This window comes from Streptomyces sp. NBC_00513 (assembly GCF_041431415.1).
Lineage (GTDB): Bacteria > Actinomycetota > Actinomycetes > Streptomycetales > Streptomycetaceae > Streptomyces.
The window spans coordinates 787,119-814,036 of record NZ_CP107845.1 but is presented as its reverse complement, the minus strand read 5'-3'; the positions used below and the strand labels follow the sequence as shown (position 1 = coordinate 814,036).

The window sequence follows — 26,918 nt, the reverse complement described above, 5'->3', positions numbered from 1 at the left end:
CCCGGTGAGCGGCGGCCGGCGGCCCAGCCCGCCGAAGCCGCCGAGTGGCGTCCGAAGCCACCTCGCGTTGGTCAGGGTTGCCTGACCACGCCCGTTCGGGCCGTGGTTGCCGGCCGTGCGTGCGCGGGGGAAGGCGGTCGCGACGGGACGGGAGCGGTCGCGGGATCGGGAGAGGGGGCAGGCGCGGAGATCGGCCGGGCGCGGGCGGACGCACCGCGACGCCGTGCACGCGCGTGACCGTCCGGATCCACCGCGCGACCGCGCCGATCCGCACAGCCGGCCGGTCGGTCGACCCGCCGGTCAGTGGGTCGGTCCGTCAAGGAGACGTGTTCCCGCCGACCTGTGCTTCCTCGGCCGTCGGGACCACCAGCCCGATGGACTCGGCCGCCACGGCGATGGCGAAGTCGAAGTACGCGGACTCGTCCCGAACACTGTCGTGGGTCCGGCTGAAGACCTGGAACACCAGGAGCCCGATCAGGTTGCTCCACAGCACGATGCCGCGCTCGATCAGGTCCGAGAACGGGGCCTCGGGCGCGCCCCCGAACAGTGCCACGGCCTCCGGGCGCAGCAGCGGCGGCCCGGGCACCACCCGCCGCGGCGGGGTGAGTTCACCGGCCTCCAACGCGGACCGCACGATGCCGGCCAGTACCGCGGGGGTGCGGGAGGCATGAGGGACGGTCTCCTGCGGAGCGTGGTAGCCCGGCACGGGCGAGCCGTAGATCAGCGTGAACTCCGCGGAGTTGTCGAAGGACCAGCCCCGCAGCGCCCGCGTCACGGCGAGGAGCCGTGCTCCCGCCGTCGCCCCGGCCGACCGGGCGACCCGGTCGGCCTCCTCCATCGCCGCGGCGGACTCGTCGTACGCGTCGATGATCAGCGCGGTCAACAGGTCGTCCCGGTGCGGGAAGAAGGCCTCCGCGTCGGGGGCGGACAGACCGCCGGCGCGGGCGACGACCTCCGGGGAAAGCCCTCCGGCTCCCAGCTTCACCAGGAGTTCGCGTGCGGTGGCCTTGACGGCCGCCCGCCGGCCGGTGTCCTCGTCGCTGCCTTGGGTTCCGGAAGTATCCATGGCCAAACCGTACCTTTGGGTGACCGCGGCCCGGGGGCGGTTTTCGGTCGGTCCCGCCGCGGTCCCGCCGCCGGTGGTCGCTCGGCCTGGGACCTCCGTGCGGGGCGTAAGGGACGCTCAACAGGCCCACCGCGCGGGGTGCGCCCCGTACACCTCCACCGGGTCGGCCGGGCAGCACCGAGTCCCGGGGCCTGGGCCCCGGGACTCGGTGTGGTCCACTTCGCTGACCGTTCTTCTCAACGACCGTCCGGCTGCGGGGACACCGCCTTTCGAGGCCGTGTTCCCGGACACCGGCCGACCGCGGGCCACCCAGGTGCTCCGCAAAACGGCATGTACCCGTCGGTACCGTTCCATTCATCGCACTACGCAGCGTGTTCGTCGTGACGCCGGGTCGCGGGCCGGCCCGTACGCGAGGGTGCGGGGTCACGCCGTCTCACGCGGGGGCGGCGGCCACACAGAACTCGTTGCCCTCCGGGTCCGTCATCACCACATGGTGTCCCTCGAACTCCTCCACGAGCCTTCCGCCCGCCGCCACCAGACGCCGGGCCTCCGCCCTGATCCGTTCCCACCGCTCGTCCGTACCGCCGTGCCCCGGCACCCGGATGTCCATGTGGAGGCGGTTCTTGGCCCGCTTGGGCTCCGGAACCCTCAGGATGGAGAGGCGGGGGCCGACGCCGTCGGGATCGTGGAGCCATGCCCCGCCGCCCGCGGGGTCGGCCGCGTCCGGGTCGTGCTCGGTCGCGCCGTCCTCCGGGGGATCGAAGTGGGCGGCCCACTCCTCGCGCGTGGCGAAGGGAGCGGGTGGCGGCTCGTCTACGTAACCCAGTGCCGTCTTCCAGAAGGCGGCCAGCGGCCGGGCATCGGCACAGTCAAGCGTCAGATCGATTCGGGTGGCCATGGCCCGACCGTAGCGCTCACCGCGGTTTCGGCCGATGGTGGCCACGCCTCCCGCGACCCCGCCGGCGTCAGGACAGCTTGCCGCCGTAGTCGGGCAGCTTGACGGTGCGTTCGGCGTGGCCGCCGACGAGGTCACTCGTGTTGTTCCCGATGTTGGCGATGATCGTGTAGCCGCGGGCCTCGATCTCGGCGCGCTTGCCCGTCTTGTACGCGCTCACCTCGTGGAACAGGTCGGGCAGGTCCCGGACGTACAGGCCCGAGACCGGGTAGCCGACGGCCTTCAGGTTGCGTTCGGTGAGGGAGTACACGATCCCCGGGCGCGCGGTCACGAAGAAGACGGCGACCCCACGCTCACTGGCGTACCGGGTGAGCTCACGGACCTTGCCGATCGCGGGGGTGGGGAAGGTCCAGAACCAGTGGAAGTCGGTCTCCAGCGAGCTGTTGTCGATGTCCAGGACGAGCGCGGGCTTCTCCCCGGCGGGCGAGGCGGCGATGCGCTGCTCGATGGCGGGGCGGGCCGCGTCGATGACGTCGGCGACGTCACGCTGCCAGGTGGCGTAGTCGATGCCGAGGATGGCGGCGTTGCCGCCGGGCGCGGAAGCGGCGGGGGCCGAGACCGCGGGCACGGACGCGGGCGCGGATCGTTCGGCCGCGTCCGCGACGGTGGCCGGAAACAGGGTGAGGACGGTGGCCGCGGCGGCCACCGCGGCGGCGGTGGCGGTGCGGGTGGTGCGGGGGCGGGTGCTGCGCATGGGGGACGCTCCTCGTCACACGTTGGCATGTACGCGCCCATGCTTGGGGAGCGTCGTCGGTATGTCTACTGGCCGGTAAGAAACATTTGGTGGCCGACGGATGAATGCCTGGTCGCGAGGACCGGGCCGGACGGAGCGGGTGCGCGCGGCGCGCGGGCCGCAGGGGCGCCGGACGCGCGGAGCGGTTCCCGGCCGGGCGGCGAGGGTGCGCGGGGAAGTGCTGCGGCGACAGTGCCGGAGCGGTTTCCGGCCGGGGCGGCGAGGGCGCGTGCGCGGGCGAACGGCGTCTCCGCGCCCCGACCGACCCGCCCCGCCCTTCGGCGGGCCAAACCCCCTCCGCGGGCCAAACCCCCTCCGCGGGCCAAACCCCTTCGGCGGGCCAAACCCCTTCCGCGGCGGCTCCGAATGATGGACGAGGCCGGGCCGGCTTCCCGTCCGTGGGTGACCGACCGAGAGAGCGGACGCGGCGGCCGCCCGGCCCTCGCGACGACCCCTTCGCGTCGGTCACGCGGCGCGGACCGACAGCGTGCTCGCGCCCCCTTGCGCGTCACGGCAGTGCCCCGTGCCCCGTGCCCTGCGCCCCGTGCCCCACGCCCTGTGGCACCGGAGGACGACGCCGCCGGCCGTGGCGAACCGGCCGACCGTGTCCGGCTGTTCGCGTGCCCGATCCCCGGAGGCCCGGGACCCGGATGCCGATGCCGGGGCCGGTGCCGACCGCTCTCGACACGAACGAGTACGCGTACCCGCTTTGCGCCCGAACGCTCGACCTCACGGCCCGCCAGGGGGCAGACTCGGGACAGCAGTCGATCGAGGGAGCGTCCCATGAGCGCGCAGCCGGTCCACCCGCACGGACCGCGTCGGATCCCGAGGCACGCCGAGGGCATCGCGGCGGCGCTGTCGGGGGAGTGCCGGCGGGAGTTCCACGCCGAACTCCTGGTCGCCGCGCCCGACGAGGCGAAGGGCGTACTGCTGCGTTGGTGGGGCCGGGCGATGCTCGCCGCCGACGCCGACCAGGGCCCGCGGGTCGCGGGCGCGCTGGCCGGGCACACCCCGACGGTGTCGGTCGGGGAGATGATCGAGCGCCGGCGGGCGGCCGGCCTACCCGTGTGACCCGCCCGGTGTTCCGTTCGAGGAGGGTGCTCGCCCACGACCGGGCCGGCGTACGGCCGGTGGCCGGCGGCACCGGTGTCGGTGCTCCGTCGTAGGGTGCCCGTCAGCCGACCACCTCGTTTCGGAGAACCTGTGCCCTCTCTCGCGCGCCTCCTGACCACCATCGCCCCCGTGTTGTCCCCGGCCGAGGCGGATGCCCCCCACGTGGAGTCCTGGTCCCCGTCGAGCCGGCTTCTGGTCCAACGAGGCGACGCCGAGCTGCTCGTTCAGGAGCTGGAGGCTCCCGTCGGAGACCGCCGGCCCGCGCGGCCCGTCCGCATCCCGGCGCCCTGGCCGCGCGGGATCGGGCAGTACGCGGTGGCGCCGTCGGCGGATGTGGCCGTGTTCCCCGGGGCGCACGCCCTGACCGCCGTGGACCGGACGGGAGCGGTGCGCTGGGAGGTACGGCACCGCTGCTGGGCGGGGTGCGCGTCCCACGACTCGTACGAGGAGTACGCGCACGACCGTGATCACCGGTACGCGAGCAGCGGTTCGGCCGCCTTCTCGGCGGACGGGGCTCTCGTGTGGGCCCACGTACGGGGACCGTTGGAGCAGGACGGACAGGAGGGGGCCGCGGGGATGGAGGAATGGCTGGTTCTCGACGCGGCGGACGGAAGGGTTCTCGCCCGCGCCGCCACGGGGTCGGCGGCGGCCGGGTCGATCCACGTCCCGCCCGCCGACCCGGGGCGGATGGGCCTGTCGATCGGCGAGGGGCAGGACGGCGCCCCCCTGCGATGGGGGCGATGGGACGGTGCGACGCTCTCCATCGAGTCCTTCGCCGACGAGGACCTCGTGCTGTCGGCGGTGAGCCCGTCCGGCACGCGCCTGCTGACCGTCGCGCACGGACAGGAGGCACTCGCCGTGCACCGGCTCGTGGACGGATCCGCGGAACCCGGACCGGAAGCGGAACTGCACGCCGACGCGGTGATCCCCCGACATCCGGAAGCGGACCCGGACGACCAGGACGTCGAGGTCTTCTGGGACTACGAGGCCGGCTTCCTCGACGAGGACACCGTCATCGCCGCGACGGTCGAGAGCGACGAGGAGTCCGGTGCGGGCCGGCACTGGATCGTCGACCTGGCCCGGACGGGGGCGGTCGATCCGCTCCTCCACCCGTACCCCGTCACCGGAACGGCTCGCGCCCTCGGCGACGGCACCTGGTACACCGTCTCCCCGGCGGACCACGTCATGCGGATCTGGGGCTTGAGCTGACGTCGGACCGGAGGCGGGTACCCGGTCGCAGGTCCCTCCCACCGCCGTCGGCGAAGGCGGCCGCGCCCGGTGCCCGAGACACCACGAGGTCCCGGATGCGGGGGCTCCGGGACCTCGTGGGGTTCATTTCGCCGAGCGTCGGGTTCAACGACCGATCGGCGAGCCGGTCACCGGCGTGGACGGGAAGTCGCCGGGGGCGAAGGTGGTGTCCGCCCCCGGCCGGTCACGGCGCCGCGGCCTCCCCGGCCGGCCCCGTCCGGGCGGCGAGGCCCGAGGCCTCGTCCGTGGGTGCGGCGTCGGCCTGCCGGGGGAGCCACCGGGTGCTCCAGTCGTCCTCGCCCACCAGATCGGCGGGGGAGGACACCAGCGCCGCCTCGACGCGGCCCCAGGTGCCGTCACCGACCCAGATCCGGTACCGCTCGGCCATGCTGTGCCAGGGCCCGTACCGAGCGGGTAGATCCCGCCAGGCGGCACCCGTCGACAATTTCCACACGATGGCCTCGACGGCCGTGCGCTCCACACGGGCCGCGGGCCTGCCGAGCCGCGTCTCGATCGCGGTCCAGGCCTCGTCACTCAACTGAAATCGGCGCTCCACGGGAGCATCAACGACCGGCCGCACCCCACCGGCACGCCCGAAGAGCCACCGGTTCCCGCCCGCCGCATTTCCGGGGGGTTTCCGGGCAATGAACACCATTCGGTATGGAAAGCGGATTAGCGGGCAGGAGCGGGGTTGAAGGCTGCCCCGTGCGCCCCTCCGGCGCACGAATCCGCCGGGAGTCACCATGCTGATCATCCTCGGGCTGGTCGTTCTGATCGCCGCGGTCGTCGTCGCGGTCGCCGGTGTCCTCGGCAACGCCGGGGTCGGCCACGGGATCGGACAGGGATTCGACGTCTTCGGCTACCACGTCACCGGTTCGACCGGGACGCTGTTCCTGTACGGCATCGTGGTCGGCGCGGTCGTGCTGTTCGGTCTCCTCCTGTTGCTGGCGGGTGCCCGCCGTGCCTTCAGGCAGGGGCGGACCGCGCGTGCCGAACTCGGCGAATCACGTCGACAAGAGGCGGCCGCCCGAGCGGAACGCGATCAGTTGATCAGCGCCCGCGAGGAAGCGGCCGAGGACACCGGGGCCGTACCGGCTCGGGACCCCGCGACCGGGGTCGCGCCCACCCGGTCCCCGGCCGATCCGGCCCCCACCCCAGCCCCCGCCAACCAAGCCCCGCCCACCGACGAGTCCCGCCCCGCGGGAGGAGTCCCTCGAAGGCGGCACCTGTTCGGACACTGATCCGTCCCCCACCCCGGAGCCGTGTGGCCGCCGGGTCCACAGTGAAGAATCATTACGCGAAAATCGGAGGGCACCGTGATCATCCTCGGAGTAATCCTGCTCATCGTCGCGATCGTGGCCCACATCAGCATCCTGTACACCATCGGGATCATCCTCATCGTCGTAGGCCTGATCCTGTGGATCCTGGGCGCCATGGGGCACGCGCTGGGCGGACGCAAGCATTACTACTAGGCGGCGCCGGTAGGCGGTGTCCTTCACGGCCGTCCCACACCGGCCCGGTACGTGGCAACCACACGCACCGGGCCGGTCGTTCGTTCCACGCGCGGATGAGAGCCCACACACGGAGACGAGGGGTGGACACCGATCACGGTGTCCACCCCCACCCGCCTGTGCGGCCGTTCCGGCGGCCCCCGCGGGCGGGCGCCGCACGCGGGATCCGACCGGGTGTGAGACGCGTTCGCCCGGGCATGCGTTCGATGATTTCGGGAGGTCGGCTCCCCACCGCGCCCCGCGGACCCACGCCCGCGCGGCCGGAAGGCCGCCAGAAGGGACATCATCATGGCGGACCACGCACAGGCCGCGTCCGACGACGGGGGCAAGACCCCCGTGGCCGGCCAGGGACATGCGCACGACGGCAGGGGCGAGAGCCCGGAGGAACGCGCCGACCGCCAATGGCAGGAGCTCGTACAAGAGATACGCGTGGCTCAGACCGGAGTGCAGATCCTCTTCGGCTTCCTCCTGACCGTGGTCTTCACCCCGCTCTTCCACGGGCTCCCCTCGACCGACAAGACGATCTACATCATCACCGTCGTCCTGGGATCGCTCGCCACCGGTGCCCTGATCGCCCCGGTCGCCTTCCACCGCATCGTCTCGGGCCGCCGCATCAAGCCACAGGCCGTGGCCTGGGCCTCCCGGCTCACCTTCGTGGGACTCGTCCTGTTGCTGGCCACCCTCGTGACCGCCCTGCTGCTCGTCCTGCGGGTCGCCACCCACAACATGCTCGCGCCCTGGATCGTGGCCGGCGTGTTCCTCTGGTTCCTCGTCTGCTGGTTCCTCCTGCCCCTGTGGGCCCGCTTCCGCTACACCTCCGAGGACTGAGAACCGGCCAGGCATGAGGGGGCGTTCCGAGGGCAGGCGGATGAATCCACCGCCCGCGTTCCGGAGGCCCATGTGAAGACCTGTGTGTCGGACACGATTTCGATGCGTCTGGAAGAGGAAGCGGGACTCCCGCTCGTCGTCGAGGCCCGGATGACTTACGAAGGCAGCGACCCGCACGCGGTCCGGGCACGGTTCGTGTACGGCGAGACCTTCCTGGCTCAGTGGTACCTGGACCGCCAGATGCTGGCCGACGGGCTGCGCCGGCCCGTGGGGGAGGGAGACGTCACCCTGCGACCGCAGCGCGACGGCGCGGATGCCGCCGTCCGCTTCGAGCTGCGGGGCGACCCCTCGTCGGGTCAGGGGCGAGCGGTGCTGCTCGCGGACGCCGGCGCGGTGTCGCGGTTCCTGGAACAGACCTACGCCATGGTGGCCGCGGGTGAGGAGAACCAGGACGTGGACGGCTTCCTCGCCGAGGTGTTCGCCGTCGAATGAGATGCCCGGCGCCGGCCGGCCCGGTGCATGCCCGACACGGCGACGGGTACGCGGGTGACAGCCACACGAGAGCCGGCCATACGAGAGCCGGCCACACGAGTGACGGGCACACAGCCCGTGCGGTCCGAAACAGGCGGGAGGTGGAGCCAGTGGTCATGAAAGCGGTCGGATGGGCACGCTCGTTCCCCATCGCCCAAGGAGTCCGTGCGGCACGCCGCTGGACGGACGAACACCTCGACACCCTTCCGTGGGCACGGGAAGCACCGGACACCGTGCACTCCGTCCTGCTCACCGTGTCCGAGTTGGTCACCAACGCGCACCTGCACACCGATGGCGCCGCACATCTGGTGCTGACCTGGGACGGCAGCTGCCTGCACGTCAGCGTGGCCGACGACGACCCCCGCCTGCCCGAGCCGCGCGAGGCCGGCGACGGAGCGACCTCCGGGCGCGGCCTGGGCATCGTGGCGACGCTCGCCGACACCTGGGACGTGCACGCCTGCCACGGCGGCAAGGCGATCACCGCCTGTTTCCACCCCGCCGGTCCGCCGCACCCGCACATGAACTGAAAGCGCGTCACGCGACCCGCCGAGGCGTGGACACGCCACTCCCGAGGACGGCGCGCGCACCGGTGGCCCCTGCCACCCCACCCACCGACACCCACTCATCTCGACTCCACCCCGGCGGGTTTGTGCCCGGGGGTTGCGGGCAGCCGCCTCAGCAACCGAAGAGACGAGGCCGCGGCCTGGAGGCCAGCATGAACACAAGCACACTCATCGCGATCATCATTCCCGCCGCGCTGGTGCTCGTCGCCCTCGCCGCGGGGCTGTGGTTGTTCACGCGCCGCAGGAACCTCCAGCGGCAGTTCGGCCCCGAATACGACCGGACGGCCGAGGCCGCCGGCAGCCGAATGGCGGCCGACCGCGAGCTGCGGGCGCGGCAGCAGCGCCACGACACGTTCGAGATCAAGGACCTGCCGGCCGAACGCCGGACGGAGTACGCCGAGGAGTGGCGGGGCGTACAGGAAGCCTTCGTGGACCGCCCGGAAGGGTCGGTCGCCCGGGCCGACGAGCTCGTGTCCCGGCTGATGCGGGAGCGCGGCTACCCGGCGGACGGGTTCGACGGACAACTGCGTGACCTGTCCGTCGAACACGGACGCGCCCTCGAGCACTACCGGGCGGCCCACGAGGTCAACGTGCGCAGTGGCGAGGGCGAGACGACGACCGAGGAACTCCGCGGGGCGATGGTGCACTACCGCGCCCTGTTCGACGACCTGCTGACGAACACGAACCAAGGGAGCCGATGACATGCGCGAGGACGAAGACACGACCGGCCGACCCGTCGAGGGCCGCCTGACCACGGAGAACCTCGCCCACCCGGGTGCCGAGCGCGGCTCCTCGGTGTATCCCGGTGGCGCCGACACCACAGCCGGGACCGAGGGCGACGTCATACGCGACGACCCGCGCGAGGACCCGCGCGGGTTCGGCCGGGACGGCCTGCCGGCCGACCCCCTGGACGGCGTACGGGACGACCCGCGTGAGGTCTCGGCGGACGACCCGACGGCGTTCGGCCGGGACGTCCTGCGGGACGAGCCGGCGCGAACCGAGGTGCGCACCGACGAGGTCGGCGCCGGCGAATCGGACGAGCCGCTGCTCGGGGGAGCCGACGCGGACGGCCTGCGCAAGCAGTGGAGCGAGATCCAGGGGCGCTTCGTGGACGACCCGCAGGAGGCGGTGCGATCCGCCGACACCCTGGTGGCCGAGGTGATGCAGGAACTCGCCCGGACGTTCTCCGCGCACAAGCAGGACCTGGAGGGCCAGTGGGACCGCGGCGAACAGGTGGCCACCGAGGACCTGCGCCTCGCACTGCAGCGCTACCGCTCTTTCTTCAACCGCCTCCTCAACACCTGAGGCGCGCACCGGGTCAGGCCCCCGCACCGGGGCCCTGACCGCCGCGCGTCCGCCGGTCGCCGCGACACGAGCGGATGCCGGAGCGGGCCGGATGAACCACGCTGGACCTCCCGGGGCGAGTCGCCCCTCACCGGACAGCGGAGGAAACCGTCGTGGACCGCGCGACCGAACCACCCGGGGCCCGGCGTCGGACACACGACGCCGGGCCCCGCGCCGTGTGAACACCGACTCCTGAACCGACTTCCGAACCGACCGGGCCGCACCCGGCTGGCGGAGCGGATCGAGGGCAGAAGGGCAACGACACGGAGGGAGGTTCCGAATGCCCGGAATCCACAGATGGCTCGACCGCGTGAAAGAAGGCGCGACCGCGTTCGGCGAGCGCCGCGCGCAGGCCCAGGCGCGCCGCGACGCGGAGTACGGGGAGAGCGCGGAGGAGGAGCGGGCGGCAGAGGCCCGACGGGCCCGCCCCCGTACGCCCGACCCGGCCGCGGCGGTGCCCTGGAGCGTTCGGGTGGCGGCCGAGGCGGGCTGGCGGTTCCTGGTGCTCGCGGCCACGCTGTGGGTGCTGATGCGGGTCATCGGCTCCGTCCGACTCGTCGTCCTCGCCTTCGTCGTGGCCCTCCTCGTCACCGCGCTGCTCCAGCCGACGGTCGCCCGCCTGCACCGCAGCGGTCTGTCCCAGGGGCTGGCCACCGCCGTGACCGCGATCTGCGGGTTCCTCGTGCTGGGCCTGGTCGGCTGGTTCGTGGTCTGGCAGGTGCTCGACAATCTCGACACCCTGTCGGGGCGCCTCCAGGAGGGCATCGAGGAACTGAAACAGTGGCTCCTCGACAGCCCGTTCCATGTGACCGAGCAGCAGATCAACGACGTCGCGAACAACCTGAGCGACGCGATCGGCACCAGCACCAGCGAGATCACCTCCAAGGGCCTCCAGGGCGTGACCGTGCTCGTGGAGATCCTCACCGGCATGCTGCTGGCGATGTTCTCCACGCTCTTCCTGCTGTACGACGGCAAGCGCATCTGGCAGTGGACGCTCAAGCTGGTCCCGGCCGTGGCCCGGCCGGGCGTGGCCGGCGCCGGACCGCGGGCCTGGCGCACGCTCACCGCGTACGTGCGCGGGACGATGATCGTCGCCCTGATCGACGCGCTCTTCATCGGCATCGGCATCTACCTCCTGGGCGTCCCGCTCGCCGTGCCCATCGGAGTGGTGATCTTCCTGGCGTCGTTCGTGCCACTGGTCGGCGCGGTGGTGTCCGGGGCCCTCGCGGTGGTCGTCGCACTCGTCACCCAGGGCGTGTTCACCGCGCTCATGGCCCTGCTGGTGGTGCTCGCGGTCCAGCAGATCGAAGGGCACATCCTCCAGCCCTTCATCCTGGGACGGGCCGTTCGGGTCCATCCCCTGGCCGTGGTCCTGGCCGTCGCGACCGGCGGACTGGTCGCGGGGATCGGCGGCGCCGTCGTCGCCGTACCGCTGGTCGCCGTCGCCAACACGGTGATCGGTCACCTGCGCGCCTACGCGGGGGACGAGGGCGACGAGCCCCCGGCCGAGGACGGTACGCGGACCGGGGCGCAGCCGGGGCCGGAGGCCGGCCCGCAGTCCGCGGCCGACCCGGGGCCGACCGCCGCCGCCGACGGCCCCGCCTGAGCCGTCCGCCGGGCCGGGCCGGAACCGACGCGCGCGTCTCAGTAGCGCAGGGCGGTCCCGGTCTCGGCCTTCACCTCGCCGGAGAGGTTCCGGGTGCTACGGGCCGTGCCCTTGCCGGTCGCGCCGGCCGCCACGTCCGCGAGGGTCACCACGACGGTGTCGAGCAGGTTGCCCCCGCTGTCGCGGAAGTTGACCTGGACGGCGAAGGACTTCTTGTCCTCGGCCGTGTTGGACACCGTCACGGGCACGGTGGTGCGCCCGTCGCCGTCCTGGGCGACGGTGCCGAGGGTCACGTCGTTCTTCGCGTTGACCCCGTCCTTCACACTGTCGAGCTTCTTCTTGGCCTCGGCGGCCGCGGAGTCCAGGCCCGCCCCGACCGACTGCACGGCGGACGCCGCCTTCGAGGCGACGTCCGACGGGGTGCTTCCGTCGGAACACCCCGTCGCACCGGCGGCGAGACCCGCGAGAACGACCAGCGAGAGGGCGCGCATCCACACACGGTTCATTCGGCTCTCCATTGAGCTCGGGCCGGCCGCCGCGGGTGCGTGGGCGGGACGGCGGACGATCCATCGATGGCGGTTCGGCAACGCCATGATGGATCCCGAAGCCCGTGAGCGGGCGGCCCCGTGTGCGGGTGTCGCGGTGAACGCCCCTGATGGCGCCTCCGGGGGCGCCTCGTGTCAGGTCGTGGGCAACCGCCGGTCAGGAGCGGGCCGGCCCCAGCAGCACGGCCAGCCCGAGGAGCACGCTGACGTTCGCACCCACCAGGGAGAACCACTGCCCGGCGCGCATCCGGAAGCGGGCCTTGACCAGCAGCGTCCACTCAAGGGACAAGGCGAGCAGCGCGAGGGCGAGCAGGGGCAGCCACAGAGCCGTCCACCAGCCGTCCGTGCCCCCGAGCCGCACCGACGCGAGGAAGCCGCCGCCGAGCGGCACCGCCAGGTCCCAACCCGGCTTCTCCGCAGGGGGCTTGACGTCGTTCCTCGGCTCTTCCGTAGTCGTGTCCATGGAGGCCAAAGGTACACGGGGCGCCGCGGGGGGAGCCGGGGCGTCACGACCTCACCCGGGCGGGCGGTGTGGTGGGGGGAGTGAGGTGTCGTGGCACGCGTGCGGGGAGGGAGCCGGCGCCGTGGCCGGTTCCCTCCCCGCACCGTCGGTGGGGTCAGCTCAGCGGCTTGTCCAGGACCGCCTTGAGGTGGCTGAACGTGGCCAGCGACCAGTGACCGTGGTAGTTGCCCATGCCGCTCTCGCCGACCCCGCCGAACGGGAGGTCGGAGACGGTCAGATGGGCCACGGGGAGGCCGAAGGCGAGACCACCCGAGGAGGTCTCGTGGGTGAGGCGTTCCCGCGTGGTCTCCGACTCGGTGAAGGCGTACAGGGCCAACGGCTTGTCCCTGCCACCGATGAACGCGATGGCCTCGTCCAGCCCGGCCACCTCGACCACCGGCAGGATCGGACCGAAGATCTCCTCGCCCATCACGGGGGAGTCCGGGGACACGTCTGCCAGGACCGTGGGGGCGATGTAGCGGGCCGCCCGGTCGTGGTCACCGCCGACCACCGTACGGCCCGAGGCCAGCAGGCCCGTGAGGCGGTCGAAGTGACGGTCGTTGACGATCCGGCCGTACGCGGGGGAGGCGGCCGGGTCGTCCCCGTACAGCGAGTGCACGGCGTCGGCGAGGGCCTTCTCCAACTCCCGGGCCGTCTCGGGGTCGGTGAGCACGTAGTCGGGGGCGACGCACGTCTGCCCCGCGTTCATGAACTTGGTCGACGCCAGCCGGGCGGCCACGACGGCCAGGTCCGTGCCACGATCGACGAACGCGGGTGACTTGCCACCGAGTTCGAGTGTCACCGGTGTGAGGTGCTCGGCCGCGGCACGCATCACGATCCGGCCGACCGTCCCGTTGCCGGTGTAGAAGATGTGGTCGAAGCGCTGGGCCAACAGCTCCGTCGTCTCGGGGACGCCGCCTTCCACCACGGCGACCGCGCCGGTGTCCACGTACAGCGGCAGCAGCTCGGCCACGGCCCTCGACGTGGCCGGGGCCAGCTCGCTGGGCTTGGCGACGACGCAGTTGCCCGCCGCGAGCGCGCCGATGACCGGGGCCAGCAGCAGTTGCAACGGGTAGTTCCACGGGGCGATGACCAGGACCATGCCCAGCGGGTCCAGCACGGTGTGGGCGGTGGCCGGGTTCAGCCGCTCGGGCACCGCCACCGGCTGGGGGCGGAGCCACTGCGCGAGATGGTCCAGCGTGTGGTCGATCTCCCGCACGACGAAATCGATCTCGGTGCGGTAGGCCTCCTCGCGCCCCTTCCCGAGGTCCGCGTGGAGCGCGCCGGCCAGCTCGTCCCCGCGTTCCTTCAGCAGGGCGCGTACCGCCCGGAGCTGCGTCGTACGCCAGGAGAGCGACTTCGTGCGACCGGAGGCGAAGCCGGCGCGGAGGCGCTCGACGGTGTCTGCGGGCTGCTCCGGGAGGTGGTTCGACATGCGGTGACTCCTGAGGGGAAAGGCCAGGCCGGGCGTTGCCGTCGCCGGACGTGAGGATCTGCGGCGATCGTCAGGCGGGCGCGCCCCGCCTGCGGAGGGGCGGCGCATCGCCTCGATCGATGTATATAGCAACTAGTGTGGCCGGATTATTCCGCTCCAAACGCGGACTCCCCGGGGGTGTCGGGTGCGGTCTCGGGCGCGAGGTGCGTCGAGGCCGCCGCTCCGTCCTCCCTCACGGCGTGCGGGCGTCGGATTCCAGGGCGGCCTTGAGGTTGCGCAGGGTGACGCGGATGTTCCGACGCTGGAAATCGGCGAAGGTGTGCCCGCCCGTCGCGATCTTGTCGAAGGTGTTCGCGACGAGATCCGGCCACGAGCGGCGGTCGTCGGTCCACGTCTCCGTCACCCTCGTCCCCTCGGGGACCGCCTCGAACCGGTACTCCCAGGTGGCGATGGGCCCGCGCAGGCGCGGCCGCTTCAGTCCGATGGAGTGGACCCGGAAGCGGAACAGCTCGTCCTGGTCCGCCGCCGTCACGGTGCAGCGCGTGGTCCAGCGGAAGGCGCCACGCTTGTTGTGCCCGTCGAAGACCGTCCCGACCGGAACGGGACCCGGCTCGCGGGTGAGGGTCGCACCCAGGTTCTCGGGGCTCCAGCGGCCCATGAGCGAGGGGTCGCACACGTGCCGGTACACCGTTGACGGGCTGGCCTCGACGATGACGCTGTCGGAAACGCTGAGCAGGCGGGTCATGGAACTCCAATCCTCGGAGGCCGACGTTACCGCCTGGTAGCCGGGCTGGGCGAGTGACCCCGCACCGGAGTCTCAGCCGGCGGTGCGGACCGGGAAGGTGAACGCGTACCCGTGCTCCACGAACCACGGCAGGAGCGTGCGCAGGGCCTCCACCGTCTCTCCCCGGTCGCCGCCCCCGTCGTGGAACAGCACGGTCGGGTCCGCGGGCAGCCCGCTCTCCACCGCGGCCACGATCGCGGATGTGCCGGGGCGGCTCCAGTCCTCGGGGTCCACGCTCCACCCCAGGGGCCGCATCCCGTGCCGCGCCGCGATCCGCCGGCTGTCCGGGGTGAAGGCGCCGCCCGGTGCGCGGTAGTAGTCGACGGTCGCTCCCGGGGCCGCCTTCTCGATCGTGTTCTTGGCGTCGAGGATCTGCCGCTCCTGGTAGGCGACGGGCTTCTTGTCCATCGTCATGTCATGGCTGACGGAGTGGTCGCACAACCGGTGTCCGTCCGCCACCACCCGCCTGACGAGATCGGGGTACTTCCCGGCGTTCGTTCCGATCATGCAGAACGTGGCCTTGACCCCGTACCCCTTCAGCACGTCCAGGACCTTCGGCGTCCAGACGGGGTCGGGTCCGTCGTCGATCGTGATCGCGACGTCCCGTGCGCCGCCGTCCGCCGCACGGGCGATGGAGAGCGGCACCGTCGCCGCGGCGGGCGCCGTCCGGGCCTCGGGTGTCGAGGGCCGTGTGGTCGCGGAGGCCACCGCGGGACAGCACAGCGAGGCGAGGGTGAGCGCCGTCGCCGTGAGGGCGAACCCGGCCGTGCGGCGGGTGGCCGACAAACTGCTGATTCTCATGAAACCGCTCTTCACTGGTGACGGGACGGTGCCCCGGGGGACCAGGGGCACCGTCCCAGGCTAGGAACCCCGAGCGGCGTCCGGCCTCATTCCTTCGGCCATTCCCGGTGCCCGCCCGCCGCCGCGCCCGCCCGGCCCTCGCCGGCCTGAACTCGCCGTCCATCAGCCTTGTTTACGCGCTCACAACGGGATTCGCACGGCCTTAACCTGTCGCGCATGCCCTTGTTCCGCAGAGCGAAGAAGGCCGCGGTCCCCGCCGACACGGGGCTGCCCGTCCCGCCGTGGTGTCCCTTGGGGCCCGCCGAATGGCAGGAATTCCTGGCCCTCCTGAACAACCTCTTCCTCGACGGCGAGGGCTCGGACCAGCCGATGCGGTTCGGTGCCGAGCAGCACCTGCAGCTCGGAATCGGCAGCGGGATCCCGCTGGACCTGGCGGAGCTGGCCCTCCTGGTCCGGCCGCTGCCCCGGGCGCAGTGGCGCGAAGCCGCCGTTGGGCACCTCAACGGGCTGCTGGAGCTCGGCGACCGCCGCAGGGCCCTGCACCAGGCGGGCTACGAGGAGGTCGGCCCGCTGCTGCTGCCGCGGGTCGTGCCCCTGCGCACCGTCGCCGAGGACTTCGCCCTGGCCAGACCCCTGACCGAGGACCTGGCCGTGGTCCTGGTGGTTCGCGTGGACGGCGACCGCTCGTCCCCCGTGCCGGCGTCGCAGTTCCGCACGTGGAACGTCGACGGGGACGAGGTGTGGGCGCTCGCCGAACGGAACCTCGCCGCCGAACCCGTCGTACGGGATGACAGCGGATCGGCCAACCCCATGGTCTCCGTGACCTGCGAGACCGGCTTCACCTGTACCCACCTGCTGCGGGCCGCCGACCTCCTGGGCCGTCCCGCCCCCCTGGGCATCCTCGCGATGGTGCCGCACGAGGGATTCCTGTACTTCCAGGCCGTGGACGGACCCGACCTGCACTCCCAGCTCGTCGGCTACTCCACCGTCACCCTCGACAACTGGGAGAAGGCTCCGCCCGAACAGCGGCTCACCCCGAAGGTGCTGTGGATCCACGAAGGCGGCATCGAGGCCGTGGGTGTGGAGCCCGCCCCGGCCGGCAGTGGACGCCCCGGGGTGATCACCGGGTCCGCGTCCTTCATCGCCATGCTGTCGTCGTTCCGCCCGCCGGACCCCGAACACTGACCGCTCCCGGCCCGGCGACGGGCTGGGACACTGGGCCCGTGCCGTTCTCCCGTGAACCGATCCGCAGCGACCCGCCCTTCTCCCCGCCCCGTGCCCTGCTGACCCAGTCCTGGCTCGACCTCGCCTTCCTGCACTGGCCGGTCGACCCGGCGGACGTGGCTCCACTGCTGCCGCCCGGGACCGTCCCCGACACCCTCGACGGCGTCACGTACGTCGGTCTCATCGCCTTCCGGATGGATCGCGTCGGCTGGCTGGGGCTGCCGGGCGTCCCGTACCTCGGATCCTTCCCCGAGACGAACGTGCGGCTGTACTCGGTGGACGCCCAGGGCCGACGCGGGGTCGTCTTCCGCTCCCTGGACGCCTCGCGCCTGGTGTCGGTGGCGGTCGCCCGGACCGTGTTCCGGCTGCCCTACCAGTGGTCGCGGATGTCCCTCGACCGCACCGGTGACGTCGTCACGTACACGGGTGTGCGCAGATGGCCCGGCCCTCGGGGCGCACACTCGCGGATCGCCGTCCGCGTCGGGGATCCCATCGACGAGCCCACGGAGTTGGAAGACTTCCTCACGGCCCGCTGGTGTCTGCACAACGACTTCCCCGGTGGTCCGCTGCACCTGCCGAACACCCACCCCCGCTGGCCCCTGCACCGAGCGGAACTGCTCGAATGCCGGGAGGACCTGATCGCCGCGGCCGGTCTGCCCACCCCGACCGGGGACCCGGTCAGCGTCCTGTACTCGCCCGGGGTGGCGGTCCGTTTCGGGCGCCCCAGCCGCTTCGCGGCGGCCCCGCCCCCTCCCCGGTGACCGACCGGCGCGGCATCCGACCCGCGTCGTGACCGCCCCGCGCCGGGGTTCAGGAGGCGGAAGGGGAGGGCGCCGTCGGCGGATGCCGCAGGAGGTACAGGCCCGTCGCGGCGGCCAGCACCGTCGCGCACACGGTGAACGTCAACCCGGCACCCACCAGTCCGAGCCACAGCGTCAACGCGCCCACGCCCACCACCGGGAGCGAGATGCCCGTGTACGCCACCACGAAGAACGAGGAGATCGTGCCGCCCCGGTGCGCGGGCGGCGCCGCGTCGCTCACGGCCGTGAGCCCCGCGCGGAAGGCCATCCCCTGCCCCAGCCCCCCGCACACCGCTCCCGCCACGAGCAGCGGCATCGACTCGGTCCACAGCGAGGCACCGACCAGCAGGAGACCGACCACCAGGACGAGGCAGCCCAGCGGCAGCGCCCGCCGTACGGGCATGCGCCCCACCAGGACCTGACCGATCGTCGAGCCGAGGAACACGGTGAAGACCACCAGGCCGGCCGTGGCGTGGTTGGTCACGCCCAGGGTCTCGGACACGAAACTCGGCGCGATCGAGGTGAACAGTCCGAGCAGCGCGAACCCGGCGAACGCCGCGAGCGCGCACGGCACGAAGACACCGCGGATGTCCGGTGGAACGGACAGCCCCTGCGGCTTCAGCGGGGGTAGGCGTCGAGGGTGCTCGACCGTCTCGGGCAGCAGCAGCACGATGGCGCACGCGAAGCACAGGAGGACGAGGTGGGCCAGGAACGGCAGGATCAGCGGCAGCGGCGCGTACTCGGCCAACATCCCGGCCAGCAGCGGACCGCAGCCCAGGCCGCCCATGTTGGCCGCGGTCGCGGCCAGTCCGGCGCGCCTCTTGCGCTCGGGGGGCGCCAGTTCCAGGACGGTGACCGTACCCACGCCGCTGAGCAGCCCGGCCGAGAACCCGGACAGCACGCGGCCCGCGAACAGCAGGGGCAGACCGCCCTCCAGCAGGAAGCAGCCCGCGCTCAGCGCCGACAGCCCCAACGCGTACAGCAGTACGGGCCGGCGGCCCGCCTCGTCGGAATAGTTGCCGGCGACCAGCAGCGTGACGATGACCCCGATGGCGTAGGCGGCGAAGACGAGCGTCACCATCAGCTCGGAGAACCCGAGTTCCTCCCTGTACAGCCCGTACAGGGGAGTGGGAAGCGTCGTGCCGGCCATGCCGATCGCGAACACCGCCGCCGCGCTCAGGTATCCGAGCCGTCGCCGGTCGTGCCCACGGCCCCGGCTGATCTTCGCTGCCATGGAGCACACAGTAGAGCGCGGGGCCCGAAAGCCCGGAAGGCCCCGTCGGCGCATGTCGGCGGGCGGCGGGGGCAAGCGGTGGAGCACAGCCTTTCGGAGCCGCATGGCGGAGGTGTTGAGGGTGACAGGTGCGAGGGTTCTCGAGTTCTTCCCCGCCGGTGGTCCGCGCGGAAGCTGGCCCGCCGAGGAATCCGCGGCGCGGCGCCGCGCCTGCGGCGAGGCGGTGCGCGTCGTGATGGACCTGGACCAGGACGCCTTCCTCGTGGTGGCCCAGGACCATGACGCGGGCGCCTTGACGGGCTGACTCCCCGGGCGGGGCGGGCACTTCGCGCGGGCGCCCGGCACGGAAGCGGGAAATCGACCGCGGTGCGAACCCACCACCGCCCGCGGGCGGGCCGGCTTCCGGTCACGCCACACCCTCCACCTCGGACGGGGCGCGGCTTCGACTCTCGGGCAACGGATTCCCCGACAGGGCGTCCGTGTTCGGGGCCACCGGCTTCGGTGCCAACACGATCACCGAGTCCTCCGTACCCAACCGCACCCGCTCCCGCTTGTCCGGGTTGATCCGGACGCCGTACGAGGGGCCCCGCGCGCCGCCCTCGTGGAGCCGGAACCCGATGACACAGTGCCCCTGCCTGAGGCCGGACTCCACCACCGTCGCGAAGGTGACCGAACGGTCGGGCAGCACGTAGCCCGTCGCGGGCCTCAGGTGGAGGGTGTCACCGCCGACCGTGAACAGGTCGTCGAAGACGTCGGCCAGGGCCGGGTTCTCCGCGATCTGCGTCATCAACAGGCTGATGAGCCGGCCGCCGACGATGAAGTCGGCTCCCTCCCGGGCGGGAGCGAGCAACCGGTTGCGGTCGTCGGTCATCTCGGTCACGACGGCCAGTTCACGCCCGGAGGCCTCTTCCAGCGCGCGCAGGTGGAGCAGGGTCACCAAGGTCCTGTCGTCACCGCCCAGGGTCCCGGGCGCCGCGGACACGTCGTCGTACCCGAGGACGATGACCCTGTCGAACGAGAGCACGTCCGACTCGTCGAGGATCCGCGGGTCCGTGACATCGCCGCTGTGCACGGTCACCCGCATGCGGCGTCCCGGGGACCGCGCGCAACGACCGGCGTCCTCCAGCGGCCCCTCGCCCTCCGCCACGACCACGAGGACCGAACCGTCGGGGACACACCGGTCGAGTTGCTCGACGACGAGCGGAGCACGGTGGTTCCACCCGAGCAGCAGGAACCGCTCCGGGGGCGGCATCGGCGCGCGCGGCACCACGATCGCCTCCTCGTCCACGGTGGGCGGCCGGTCCGCCCTGGCCGCGGTGTCGTCGTCCTCGGTGATCAACACGATCCGGTCGTCCGCCCCGAGCACCCTGTCGGAGGCCGGATTGAGTTCGACGCCGCCCGCTCCGCGCAGAACGCCGATGACGCTGGAGGTGTCGTAGGCGAGCAGCAGGTCACCGAAGGTGCGCCCGACCAGGGCGGGTTCCTCGATCATGTAGATCTCGTCGCCGCCGAAGTCCAGCAGCTCCTGGTAGACGAGGGAGAGACCGGGCCGGCACGAGGTCTGGGCGATGAGGCGGGCGGTGATGTCCTCGATGTTCAGCACCCGGCCGTGGGCCCCCGCGGCCAGGTCCGCCGCCCGTTGGTGGCGCCCGTCGCGCACCGCCGCGACGACGGAGGGTCGGCCCCGCCCGCGAACCGCCGCCTCCAGCGCCAGCAGCGTCTTCACCACGTGGGCGTCTCCGTCCTCGCCCTCGTGGGTCAGGACGAGGACGGCGCGTGCCGTCTCGGGGCTGACCAGGGAGACGACCGCGGGATCGGTGGTCACGCCGTTGCGACAGATCAGCCGGGTGTGACCGAGGCGGCCGAGAGCGGTGTCGATCTCGTCCTCCATCTCCGCCTTGTCCTTCGGCCCCAGGACGGCGATGACGGCCCGGCGCTGATTGGAGTTGGCGACGGTCAGTTCGGAGACGATCGGGAAGACCTGGTCCGACCAACCGAGCAGCACGGTGTGCCCCGACTCCAGGACGGTGGACCGGCCGCGCCGCAGGGCCAGCACCTTGTCGTTGAGGCCGGTGGTGATGAGGCTGACGAGGGTGGAGACGAACAACAACGCCACCAGGGCCAGCAGGACCGAGATGACGACGTACAGGGGGCTGCCGACGGCGCCCCCGATCTTCAGGGTCTGACCGACGCTCACCCAGACCGCGGCGAGCTGCCCGGACCACGTCGTCGGCGCGTCCTGGTCGGCCCAGACCAGCGCGACGCTGGCCGGGATCACGATGACCAGACACAGCAGGGTGAGCCAGCCGATGAGCAGCGCGGTCCCGCGCGCCACGATGGTGTCGAACCAATAGCGGGTACGCGGCCAGGTGGGGTCGGCGCGTTGTTCCGTCGTCCTGCGACCTGTCAACCGGGGTTCCTCGGTCAGCTGTCGGTGCCGGGTGCGCGTCGCGTTCACGACTGCCCGGCATCGGTGGTTTTGTACGGGATGCAGGCTAGTGCGCCCGCTCGACGCGAACGGAGCGCCGGCACGGAATCCGCCCATCGCGTGACGTGTCGATCTCGAGTTCGGGCCCGGTGCTCAGCCGGGGCCGGGGGCGCGTAGGAACGGCCACGACGGGCATGAGCGCCCCGTGGCATCGAACACTTCCCCCACCGCGCCCCGCACCACCCCCGCGATCCAGGGGAACAGCGCCGTCGCGCTCGCCGTGCGCACCCGCTCCGCCCTGCGCGACACCGCGGTGCGCGTGTGGGACGACAACGTCGCCGACTACGCCGCCGCCCTCACCTACTACGCGGTACTGGCCCTCGTGCCGGCACTGCTGGTCTCGGTCTCCCTGGTGGGGCTGGCCGGCCCGGGCACCCGCGAGCGCCTGATCCTCGACCTCACCTCCTACGCCCCGCCCCAGTCAGCGGCCACGCTCCGCGAGGTCCTCGACTCCCTGACCGCGAACCCGTCCTCCATGTGGCTGCTGCTGGCCAGTGGCATCGTCAGCGCCCTGTGGTCGGCCTCCAGTTACCTCGCGGTCTTCCGCCGCGCGCTGCACGCGATGTACCGACTCCCCGACACGCGACCGCCCCTGCGCGCCGCCCACGTCCTCGTCCTCACCGCCGCGCTGCTGCTGGGCCTGCTGGTGACCGGCGCGGCCAGTCTGGTCGCCTCGGGCCCCTTCGCCCGCCGCGTCGCGGCCGCCGCCGGATACGAGGGCGTGGACACCATGGCCGTGCTGCGCTGGCCGACCCTGCTCGTCATCGCCGTCTCGCTGATCCTCATCCTCTTCCGCACCGGCCCGGCACGTGCCCGGGGAACCCGCCGCGGCCTTCCGGGCGGCGCGCTGGCGGCCATCCTCTGGCTCGCCGCCTCGGCGCTCTTCACGCTCTACACCGAGTTCGGCACCTACAGCCGGCTCTACGGTTCGCTCGCCGGGATCGTGGTCTTCCTCATCTGGCTCTGGTTCACCAACCTGGCGCTGCTCACCGGCGCCCAGTTCAACGCGGTCCTGGCCCGGGACGGGCAGCGGCCGGATCCCGACGCGTCCTGACCGTCCGAGGCGCGCCGCGCCCGGCGCGGTCGTGTCCGTGCGGGTGGCGCGTCGTTTGGGTGGACATGGCTCCGAAGCACTCCACGACCACCGGCACGGCTCGGCACCGCGGCGCGGACGACGGCGTCCTGGCCACCCTCGTCCCCCGACAGACGAGCCGTGCCGGCGCCGAAGGGGCGCCCCTGTTCGAGGAACTCGCCCACGAGTGGACCGCGCGCGGCGCCACCGTACCGGGTGAACCCGATCCCCTCTGGCAGCGGCTCGTCTCCTGGGACCACCACCAGCGCGAGATCGCCGCCACGATCCGGGACCTCCACCTCCGCGGAGCCGATCCCTCACCCGCACCCCAGCCCCCCGGTGGCGGGACGCGGCGACAACCGGTCTGAGGGCCCTGCGAGGGGCCGACGGGGCCCTGGGGGCCGTCTTCGGCGTGCGCCGGCGGCCCGCGAGGCGTCAGGGAGACGACCACCGGGTCGTCGTCGAGCCCCGCGGCGACCGTCTCCCACATGCCGGCCGCCGGGTGGCTGCGCTCGGCACGTGCCAGGGCGCCCCGGCCCCCCATGTGGACCGCGATGGAACGGTGCTCCCGCGCACGCCCGGGCACGGCCTCGGGGGCGTCCGGCGCGGCTTTCACGAGTGTCGGGGTGCGGCCCCCGTCGCGACCCTGATGGCCAAGGCCGCACCCCGTACCAACGAACGTACCCCGAATCGGCCGCCATGTGCGTCCCTGGTGCGTTCACCCACGTCAGACGGTACTCGGGCGCTCCACGTCCGACGGTAGGGAGACCGGCGGGCGGAGGCCTTCGCTAGCGTGTCGGCCGGAACCCTCTGGAGGACGCATGAGCGCACGGCCCGAGTACGCGCCCGCCCTGCCGCCGGCCCCCGCCCCCGCGGCGGCGGCCGAGCTGCTCGGCCGCATCCGAGCCGACCGCAACGCGGAGCGCTGGGAGCCCGCCTTCGAACGGGACTGGGCCCAGGCCCTGGAGTACGCCCGCCACAGCTACAGCCTCGCCCCGCTGCACGACGTGGTCCGCACCTGGCAGGTCCGCCTCACCGCCGCCCCGGCCGTCGACGCCTTCCAGGCCTCGGACAGGGACGACACCGACGGCACCGCCCTCGAGGACCTCTTCGGACCCCGCCGGTGAGCGGTTGGCCGGTACGACTGTCCCCCCACGCGGCGAAGGCGCTCGCGGGACTTCCCGAGTACGCGGTGGAGATCGTCCGTGACGTCCTCGACATCGCCTCCCGCGACCCCTGGTCGTTCCCGGCCTTCGACAACCGGGACCCCGAGGGGGAGGACGTCCGCTCCGCGACGATCGGGCAGCTGGCCGCCGTGTACTTCGTGAACCGGTCCGCCGGCCGTCTCTACGTCATCGACGTCGTCTGGCTCGGCTGACCGCCCCGGCTCACGCCCGGGTGGTGGCGTCCACGGCTTCGCGGATGAGCGAGGCGACCTCGCGCGGATGGGCGAGCATCACGAGGTGCGAGGAGGGGATCTCGACCGTGGTCATGCCGGCCCGCTCGTAGCCGTGACGTTCCACGTCGGGGTTGATGGTGCGGTCCTCGCCCGCCACCAGCCCCCAGGAGGGCCTGGTCTTCCAGGCCGCCGCGGGAGCCGCCTCGGCGAAGGCCCGGGCGGCCAGCGGGCGCTGTGAGACGGCGAGGACGCGTGCCAGGTCCGGGTCGATGTCGTCGGCGAAGATCCGGGGGAACCGGTCGACGTCCACCGACACGTCGGTTCCGGTCCCGTCCGACCCGTCGAGGGGGAAGGGGGTGTACACGAGGGCGGAGGCGAGCTCGGAATCGGGGAACCGGCCCTGCAGCTCGGCCAGGCTCTCGTTCTCCTCCAGGGCGTAACCCGCCAGGTAGACGAGGGCCTTCACGTTGTCCTCGACCCCCGCGACGGTGATGACCGCACCGCCGTAGGAATGCCCCACCAGGACGACGGGGCCGGCTATCGCGCGTACCACCGAGGCGATGTACGCGCTGTCCCCGATCAGGCTGCGGTTGGGGACCGCGGGTACCACCACGTCCAGGCCGTCGGCGAGCAACAGGGGCACGACGGACGCGTAGCCGGCGGCGTCGGCGAACGCGCCGTGGACCAGGACCACGGTCGGGGTCGTCGGCCGGGCGTTCGGGGTGTGAGGGCTCACGGAAGAGTCTCCTGGGGGAGGTGGGGAGGGCCGCGCGGGCCGCGGCGGGACGAGCAGCACGGTAGGGGCGCCCGGCGGCGCCCTCTTCCCCGTCAGTGCCCGACCTCTGGCCTGTGCGCGCAGCACCGCTGCCGGTGCCGCCCCACGCCGTGCCCCACGTTCGTTCCGCCGCCCGTCTTGCCCAGCCCTCAGGGGCCGAAACGGTCGCAGGTTTGCGGGATTGTAACGATCACGCACGCGACGCGCAGGCGAAATTCAGAAGTTACATTCTCGTTATAATCGGTGAGGCTGGGGTGACATGTCGTGATTCGGCACGATATGAAGATCGCCGGAGAGGTGCATTCGAGGGTCTCTCCGCGCCCGCACCAATAACATGCCGACCCTCCATCCGGAAGCTTGTGGACCCATGCATTTTTCTCCCGTGCTGGGTAACTTGCGTCGGCATGACCACTGCACATGCAGACCTGGACCGCAGCCGAAGCGGCTACCTGGAACTTCCCGGGGAGTTGCGCCTCGACAGCCCGGACGTGGAAGACGGAGCTTCCCTCTGGCGTATCGCTCGTGACTCGAAGACCTTGGACCTGAACTCCTCGTACAGCTACCTCCTGTGGTGCCGTGACTTCGCCGGCTCCTCGGTGGTCGCCCGTGACGAGAGCGGACGGGCCGTCGGGTTCGTCAGCGGATACCGCCGGCCCGAGGCCCCCGACACCCTGTTCGTGTGGCAGGTCGCCGTCGACGAGTCCCTGCGGGGACGGGGCGTGGCCGGGGCGCTGCTCGACGGCCTGTCCGTCCGCGAGGCGAGGAAGCAGCCCCTGCGCTGCGTCGAGACGACCATCACGCCCGACAACGCCGCCTCGGAGCGACTGTTCGCCGCGTACGCCGCGCGCCACGGCGCGCCGCTGACCCGCGATGTCCTCTTCGCGCCCGGTGACTTCCCCGAGGCCGACGCGCACGCTCCCGAGGTCCTGCACCGCATCGGGCCGCTGGCCTTCTGACCCTTCTCGGGCCCGGTTCTTCCCCCGTCCCACGACACCCCCACGTGGCCGGCCGCGCCGCCGATCCGTCGCCGCGTCGCGCCACGTCGCACCTCCGCACGCCGCACGTCGCACATTCACAAGGAGATTTCGTTGACCATCACCGAGCCGCTTCTGAGTGTTTTCGAGACCGTCGAGTCCGAGGTCCGCAGCTACTGCCGTGCCTGGCCGACCGTCTTCGAGAAGGCGAGCGGCAGCCGACTGTACGACGAGCGGGGGCGCGAATACCTCGACTTCTTCGCCGGAGCCGGATCGCTCAACTACGGACACAACCATCCCGTGCTGAAGCGTGCCCTGCTGGACTACATCGAGCGGGACGGCATCACACACGCCCTGGACATGTCGACCACCGCGAAACGGGATTTCTTGGAGACCTTCCAGTCGACGATCCTGGCCCCGCGCTCCCTCCCGTACAAGGTCATGTTTCCCGGGCCGACGGGGACCAACGCCGTCGAGGCCGCGCTGAAGCTCGCCCGGAAGGCCAAGGGACGCGAGGCGGTCGTCTCCTTCACCAACGCCTTCCACGGGATGTCCCTCGGCTCGCTCGCCGTGACCGGCAACGCCTTCAAGCGCGCCGGCGCCGGCGTGCCCCTGGTCCACACCACGCCCATGCCCTTCGACAACTACCTGGGCGGGCAGACACCGGACTTCATCTGGTTCGAACGGCTGCTGGAGGACCAGGGGTCCGGGCTGAACCAGCCCGCCGCCGTGATCGTGGAGACCATCCAGGGCGAGGGCGGCGTGAACGTCGCGCGCCCCGAGTGGCTGCGACAGCTGGCGGACCTGTGCCGGCGCCGCGACATGCTGCTCATCGCCGACGACGTCCAGATGGGCTGCGGCCGCACCGGCGAGTTCTTCTCCTTCGAGGAGGCGGGCATCACCCCGGACATCGTGACGCTGTCCAAGTCCATCAGCGGTTACGGGCTGCCCATGTCGCTGTGCCTGTTCAAGCCGGAGCTGGACATCTGGGAGCCCGGCGAGCACAACGGCACCTTCCGCGGCAACAACCCCGCGTTCGTCACGGCCACCGCCGCCCTGGACACGTTCTGGCGCGACGGCGGCCTGCGGGACCGCACCCTCCTCCAGGGCGCGCGGATCGAGCAGACGCTGAGTGAGATCTGCGCCGAGGACGGGGGTCCGGGAACGACCCACCGGGGCAGGGGCATGGTGTGGGGCCTGGAGTTCGAGGACAGCACCCGGGCGACCGCCGTCTGCCGACAGGCCTACGAGCACGGCCTCCTCGTCGAGACCTCCGGTCCCGAGAGCGAGGTGGTCAAGCTCCTGCCGCCGCTCACGCTGACCCCCGCCGAACTGGAAGAGGGTCTGGAAATCCTGACGCGCTCCGTCCGCGAGACGGCCTGACCAC

The 26,918-nt window shown here is 72.2% G+C and carries 31 protein-coding genes; 19 read left to right on the top strand and 12 right to left on the bottom strand.

Annotated features, from left to right (window positions below):
* Window positions 1–316: 316 nt before the first annotated feature.
* The 3 genes from OHA84_RS04110 to OHA84_RS04100 all read right to left on the bottom strand — a co-directional run bounded on the left by OHA84_RS04110 (window position 317) and on the right by OHA84_RS04100 (window position 2,715).
* Complete coding sequence (locus OHA84_RS04110; RefSeq protein WP_266973296.1) at window positions 317–1,066, bottom strand: TetR/AcrR family transcriptional regulator; 750 nt, start codon at window positions 1,064–1,066, stop codon at window positions 317–319.
* A 433-nt stretch (window positions 1,067–1,499) separates the two neighbouring features.
* Window positions 1,500–1,964, bottom strand: coding sequence for a VOC family protein (locus tag OHA84_RS04105; protein WP_266973298.1), 465 nt, complete (start codon window positions 1,962–1,964; stop codon window positions 1,500–1,502).
* Between the two features lie 67 nt (window positions 1,965–2,031).
* Window positions 2,032–2,715, bottom strand: coding sequence for an HAD family acid phosphatase (locus OHA84_RS04100; RefSeq protein ID WP_053678067.1), 684 nt, complete (start codon window positions 2,713–2,715; stop codon window positions 2,032–2,034).
* Window positions 2,716–3,537: 822 nt separating this feature from the next.
* Here OHA84_RS04100 and OHA84_RS04095 point away from each other — a divergent pair.
* Window positions 3,538–3,825 (top strand): hypothetical protein, encoded by a 288-nt coding sequence (locus tag OHA84_RS04095; protein WP_053678065.1) that lies wholly within the window; start codon window positions 3,538–3,540, stop codon window positions 3,823–3,825.
* A 132-nt stretch (window positions 3,826–3,957) separates the two neighbouring features.
* A complete protein-coding gene (locus tag OHA84_RS04090; protein ID WP_266973302.1) occupies window positions 3,958–5,076 on the top strand; it encodes a hypothetical protein in 1,119 nt (372 codons plus the stop codon).
* A gap of 223 nt (window positions 5,077–5,299) precedes the next feature.
* Here the strand turns inward: OHA84_RS04090 and OHA84_RS04085 are convergent, their stop codons facing one another.
* Entirely contained in the window at window positions 5,300–5,671 is a 372-nt protein-coding gene (locus OHA84_RS04085) for a transposase (RefSeq protein ID WP_159041370.1), read from the bottom strand.
* Between the two features lie 187 nt (window positions 5,672–5,858).
* On the opposite strand from OHA84_RS04085, the gene OHA84_RS04080 reads away from it, so the two are divergent.
* The 8 genes from OHA84_RS04080 to OHA84_RS04045 all read left to right on the top strand — a co-directional run bounded on the left by OHA84_RS04080 (window position 5,859) and on the right by OHA84_RS04045 (window position 11,498).
* A complete protein-coding gene (locus tag OHA84_RS04080) occupies window positions 5,859–6,356 on the top strand; it encodes a hypothetical protein (RefSeq protein WP_266973304.1) in 498 nt (165 codons plus the stop codon).
* Between the two features lie 75 nt (window positions 6,357–6,431).
* Window positions 6,432–6,587 carry a DUF6131 family protein gene (locus OHA84_RS04075; RefSeq protein ID WP_199826501.1) on the top strand — a complete coding sequence of 52 codons (156 nt, stop codon included), beginning with the start codon at window positions 6,432–6,434 and terminating at the stop codon, window positions 6,585–6,587.
* A 327-nt stretch (window positions 6,588–6,914) separates the two neighbouring features.
* The gene (locus tag OHA84_RS04070; protein WP_053678059.1) at window positions 6,915–7,454 is read left to right on the top strand and encodes a DUF6328 family protein; all 540 of its coding nucleotides are present in this window, start codon (window positions 6,915–6,917) and stop codon (window positions 7,452–7,454) included.
* Between the two features lie 84 nt (window positions 7,455–7,538).
* Window positions 7,539–7,946: an SsgA family sporulation/cell division regulator gene (locus tag OHA84_RS04065; protein ID WP_371591314.1), complete on the top strand. Its 408-nt coding sequence runs from the start codon at window positions 7,539–7,541 to the stop codon at window positions 7,944–7,946.
* A gap of 155 nt (window positions 7,947–8,101) precedes the next feature.
* Window positions 8,102–8,512 (top strand): ATP-binding protein, encoded by a 411-nt coding sequence (locus tag OHA84_RS04060; protein ID WP_053678137.1) that lies wholly within the window; start codon window positions 8,102–8,104, stop codon window positions 8,510–8,512.
* Between the two features lie 188 nt (window positions 8,513–8,700).
* Window positions 8,701–9,249, top strand: a complete 549-nt coding sequence (locus OHA84_RS04055) for a hypothetical protein (protein ID WP_266973309.1) — start codon at window positions 8,701–8,703, stop codon at window positions 9,247–9,249.
* 1 nt (window position 9,250) lies between these two features.
* On the top strand, window positions 9,251–9,853 hold the full coding sequence (locus OHA84_RS04050; RefSeq protein WP_266973311.1) for a hypothetical protein: 603 nt from the start codon (window positions 9,251–9,253) through the stop codon (window positions 9,851–9,853).
* Window positions 9,854–10,172: 319 nt separating this feature from the next.
* The gene (locus OHA84_RS04045; protein ID WP_078998841.1) at window positions 10,173–11,498 is read left to right on the top strand and encodes an AI-2E family transporter; all 1,326 of its coding nucleotides are present in this window, start codon (window positions 10,173–10,175) and stop codon (window positions 11,496–11,498) included.
* 38 nt (window positions 11,499–11,536) lie between these two features.
* Here the strand turns inward: OHA84_RS04045 and OHA84_RS04040 are convergent, their stop codons facing one another.
* The 5 genes from OHA84_RS04040 to OHA84_RS04020 all read right to left on the bottom strand — a co-directional run bounded on the left by OHA84_RS04040 (window position 11,537) and on the right by OHA84_RS04020 (window position 15,565).
* Window positions 11,537–12,004, bottom strand: a complete 468-nt coding sequence (locus OHA84_RS04040) for a hypothetical protein (RefSeq protein ID WP_266973314.1) — start codon at window positions 12,002–12,004, stop codon at window positions 11,537–11,539.
* 196 nt (window positions 12,005–12,200) lie between these two features.
* Entirely contained in the window at window positions 12,201–12,506 is a 306-nt protein-coding gene (locus tag OHA84_RS04035) for a hypothetical protein (RefSeq protein WP_266973316.1), read from the bottom strand.
* A 154-nt stretch (window positions 12,507–12,660) separates the two neighbouring features.
* Window positions 12,661–13,980: an aldehyde dehydrogenase family protein gene (locus OHA84_RS04030; protein ID WP_266973318.1), complete on the bottom strand. Its 1,320-nt coding sequence runs from the start codon at window positions 13,978–13,980 to the stop codon at window positions 12,661–12,663.
* A gap of 232 nt (window positions 13,981–14,212) precedes the next feature.
* Window positions 14,213–14,725: an SRPBCC family protein gene (locus tag OHA84_RS04025; protein ID WP_053678048.1), complete on the bottom strand. Its 513-nt coding sequence runs from the start codon at window positions 14,723–14,725 to the stop codon at window positions 14,213–14,215.
* A gap of 72 nt (window positions 14,726–14,797) precedes the next feature.
* On the bottom strand, window positions 14,798–15,565 hold the full coding sequence (locus OHA84_RS04020) for a polysaccharide deacetylase family protein (RefSeq protein WP_266973321.1): 768 nt from the start codon (window positions 15,563–15,565) through the stop codon (window positions 14,798–14,800).
* Window positions 15,566–15,781: 216 nt separating this feature from the next.
* Between OHA84_RS04020 and OHA84_RS04015 the strand changes: the two genes are divergently transcribed.
* A complete protein-coding gene (locus tag OHA84_RS04015) occupies window positions 15,782–16,750 on the top strand; it encodes a hypothetical protein (protein WP_266973323.1) in 969 nt (322 codons plus the stop codon).
* Between the two features lie 38 nt (window positions 16,751–16,788).
* Entirely contained in the window at window positions 16,789–17,550 is a 762-nt protein-coding gene (locus OHA84_RS04010) for a YqjF family protein (RefSeq protein WP_266973325.1), read from the top strand.
* Window positions 17,551–17,599: 49 nt separating this feature from the next.
* On the opposite strand, the gene OHA84_RS04005 is transcribed toward OHA84_RS04010, so the two are convergent.
* Window positions 17,600–18,823 (bottom strand): MFS transporter, encoded by a 1,224-nt coding sequence (locus tag OHA84_RS04005; RefSeq protein ID WP_053678041.1) that lies wholly within the window; start codon window positions 18,821–18,823, stop codon window positions 17,600–17,602.
* A gap of 121 nt (window positions 18,824–18,944) precedes the next feature.
* Here OHA84_RS04005 and OHA84_RS04000 point away from each other — a divergent pair, with 121 nt between their 5' ends.
* Window positions 18,945–19,127, top strand: coding sequence for a hypothetical protein (locus OHA84_RS04000; protein ID WP_371591313.1), 183 nt, complete (start codon window positions 18,945–18,947; stop codon window positions 19,125–19,127).
* A 102-nt stretch (window positions 19,128–19,229) separates the two neighbouring features.
* Here OHA84_RS04000 and OHA84_RS03995 read toward each other — a convergent pair whose 3' ends face one another.
* Window positions 19,230–21,233 (bottom strand): NAD-binding lipoprotein, encoded by a 2,004-nt coding sequence (locus OHA84_RS03995; RefSeq protein ID WP_234350017.1) that lies wholly within the window; start codon window positions 21,231–21,233, stop codon window positions 19,230–19,232.
* A gap of 223 nt (window positions 21,234–21,456) precedes the next feature.
* Between OHA84_RS03995 and OHA84_RS03990 the strand changes: the two genes are divergently transcribed.
* The 4 genes from OHA84_RS03990 (at window position 21,457) to OHA84_RS03975 (ending at window position 23,761) form a co-directional block, all read left to right on the top strand.
* The gene (locus OHA84_RS03990) at window positions 21,457–22,365 is read left to right on the top strand and encodes a YihY/virulence factor BrkB family protein (RefSeq protein ID WP_078998837.1); all 909 of its coding nucleotides are present in this window, start codon (window positions 21,457–21,459) and stop codon (window positions 22,363–22,365) included.
* Between the two features lie 65 nt (window positions 22,366–22,430).
* A complete protein-coding gene (locus OHA84_RS03985; protein WP_266973330.1) occupies window positions 22,431–22,751 on the top strand; it encodes a hypothetical protein in 321 nt (106 codons plus the stop codon).
* A 453-nt stretch (window positions 22,752–23,204) separates the two neighbouring features.
* A complete protein-coding gene (locus tag OHA84_RS03980) occupies window positions 23,205–23,510 on the top strand; it encodes a DUF6247 family protein (RefSeq protein ID WP_053678036.1) in 306 nt (101 codons plus the stop codon).
* Window positions 23,507–23,761 (top strand): hypothetical protein, encoded by a 255-nt coding sequence (locus OHA84_RS03975; protein WP_053678034.1) that lies wholly within the window; start codon window positions 23,507–23,509, stop codon window positions 23,759–23,761. The genes OHA84_RS03980 and OHA84_RS03975 overlap by 4 nt, the downstream gene beginning before the upstream one ends.
* 10 nt (window positions 23,762–23,771) lie before the next feature.
* Here the strand turns inward: OHA84_RS03975 and OHA84_RS03970 are convergent, their stop codons facing one another.
* Window positions 23,772–24,518, bottom strand: coding sequence for an alpha/beta fold hydrolase (locus OHA84_RS03970; protein WP_053678032.1), 747 nt, complete (start codon window positions 24,516–24,518; stop codon window positions 23,772–23,774).
* Between the two features lie 443 nt (window positions 24,519–24,961).
* On the opposite strand from OHA84_RS03970, the gene ectA reads away from it, so the two are divergent.
* Complete coding sequence (gene ectA, locus OHA84_RS03965; protein ID WP_266973337.1) at window positions 24,962–25,513, top strand: diaminobutyrate acetyltransferase; 552 nt, start codon at window positions 24,962–24,964, stop codon at window positions 25,511–25,513.
* Window positions 25,514–25,645: 132 nt separating this feature from the next.
* Entirely contained in the window at window positions 25,646–26,914 is a 1,269-nt protein-coding gene (gene ectB, locus OHA84_RS03960) for a diaminobutyrate--2-oxoglutarate transaminase (RefSeq protein WP_266973339.1), read from the top strand.
* The last annotated feature ends 4 nt before the right edge of the window (window positions 26,915–26,918 follow it).

Coding starts and splice junctions, on each gene's coding strand:
- OHA84_RS04100 (WP_053678067.1), bottom strand. CDS start 2,715: ATGCGCAGCACCCGCCCCCGCACCACCCGCACCGCCACCGCCGCCGCG.
- OHA84_RS03985 (WP_266973330.1), top strand. CDS start 22,431: ATGGCTCCGAAGCACTCCACGACCACCGGCACGGCTCGGCACCGCGGC.
- OHA84_RS04025 (WP_053678048.1), bottom strand. CDS start 14,725: ATGACCCGCCTGCTCAGCGTTTCCGACAGCGTCATCGTCGAGGCCAGC.
- OHA84_RS04110 (WP_266973296.1), bottom strand. CDS start 1,066: ATGGATACTTCCGGAACCCAAGGCAGCGACGAGGACACCGGCCGGCGG.
- OHA84_RS04005 (WP_053678041.1), bottom strand. CDS start 18,823: ATGGCAGCGAAGATCAGCCGGGGCCGTGGGCACGACCGGCGACGGCTC.
- OHA84_RS04020 (WP_266973321.1), bottom strand. CDS start 15,565: ATGAGAATCAGCAGTTTGTCGGCCACCCGCCGCACGGCCGGGTTCGCC.
- ectA (WP_266973337.1), top strand. CDS start 24,962: ATGACCACTGCACATGCAGACCTGGACCGCAGCCGAAGCGGCTACCTG.
- OHA84_RS04070 (WP_053678059.1), top strand. CDS start 6,915: ATGGCGGACCACGCACAGGCCGCGTCCGACGACGGGGGCAAGACCCCC.
- OHA84_RS04095 (WP_053678065.1), top strand. CDS start 3,538: ATGAGCGCGCAGCCGGTCCACCCGCACGGACCGCGTCGGATCCCGAGG.
- OHA84_RS04060 (WP_053678137.1), top strand. CDS start 8,102: ATGAAAGCGGTCGGATGGGCACGCTCGTTCCCCATCGCCCAAGGAGTC.
- OHA84_RS04030 (WP_266973318.1), bottom strand. CDS start 13,980: ATGTCGAACCACCTCCCGGAGCAGCCCGCAGACACCGTCGAGCGCCTC.
- OHA84_RS04045 (WP_078998841.1), top strand. CDS start 10,173: ATGCCCGGAATCCACAGATGGCTCGACCGCGTGAAAGAAGGCGCGACC.
- OHA84_RS04055 (WP_266973309.1), top strand. CDS start 8,701: ATGAACACAAGCACACTCATCGCGATCATCATTCCCGCCGCGCTGGTG.
- OHA84_RS04035 (WP_266973316.1), bottom strand. CDS start 12,506: ATGGACACGACTACGGAAGAGCCGAGGAACGACGTCAAGCCCCCTGCG.
- OHA84_RS03980 (WP_053678036.1), top strand. CDS start 23,205: ATGAGCGCACGGCCCGAGTACGCGCCCGCCCTGCCGCCGGCCCCCGCC.
- OHA84_RS04040 (WP_266973314.1), bottom strand. CDS start 12,004: ATGAACCGTGTGTGGATGCGCGCCCTCTCGCTGGTCGTTCTCGCGGGT.
- OHA84_RS04105 (WP_266973298.1), bottom strand. CDS start 1,964: ATGGCCACCCGAATCGATCTGACGCTTGACTGTGCCGATGCCCGGCCG.
- OHA84_RS04050 (WP_266973311.1), top strand. CDS start 9,251: ATGCGCGAGGACGAAGACACGACCGGCCGACCCGTCGAGGGCCGCCTG.
- OHA84_RS04015 (WP_266973323.1), top strand. CDS start 15,782: ATGCCCTTGTTCCGCAGAGCGAAGAAGGCCGCGGTCCCCGCCGACACG.
- OHA84_RS04080 (WP_266973304.1), top strand. CDS start 5,859: ATGCTGATCATCCTCGGGCTGGTCGTTCTGATCGCCGCGGTCGTCGTC.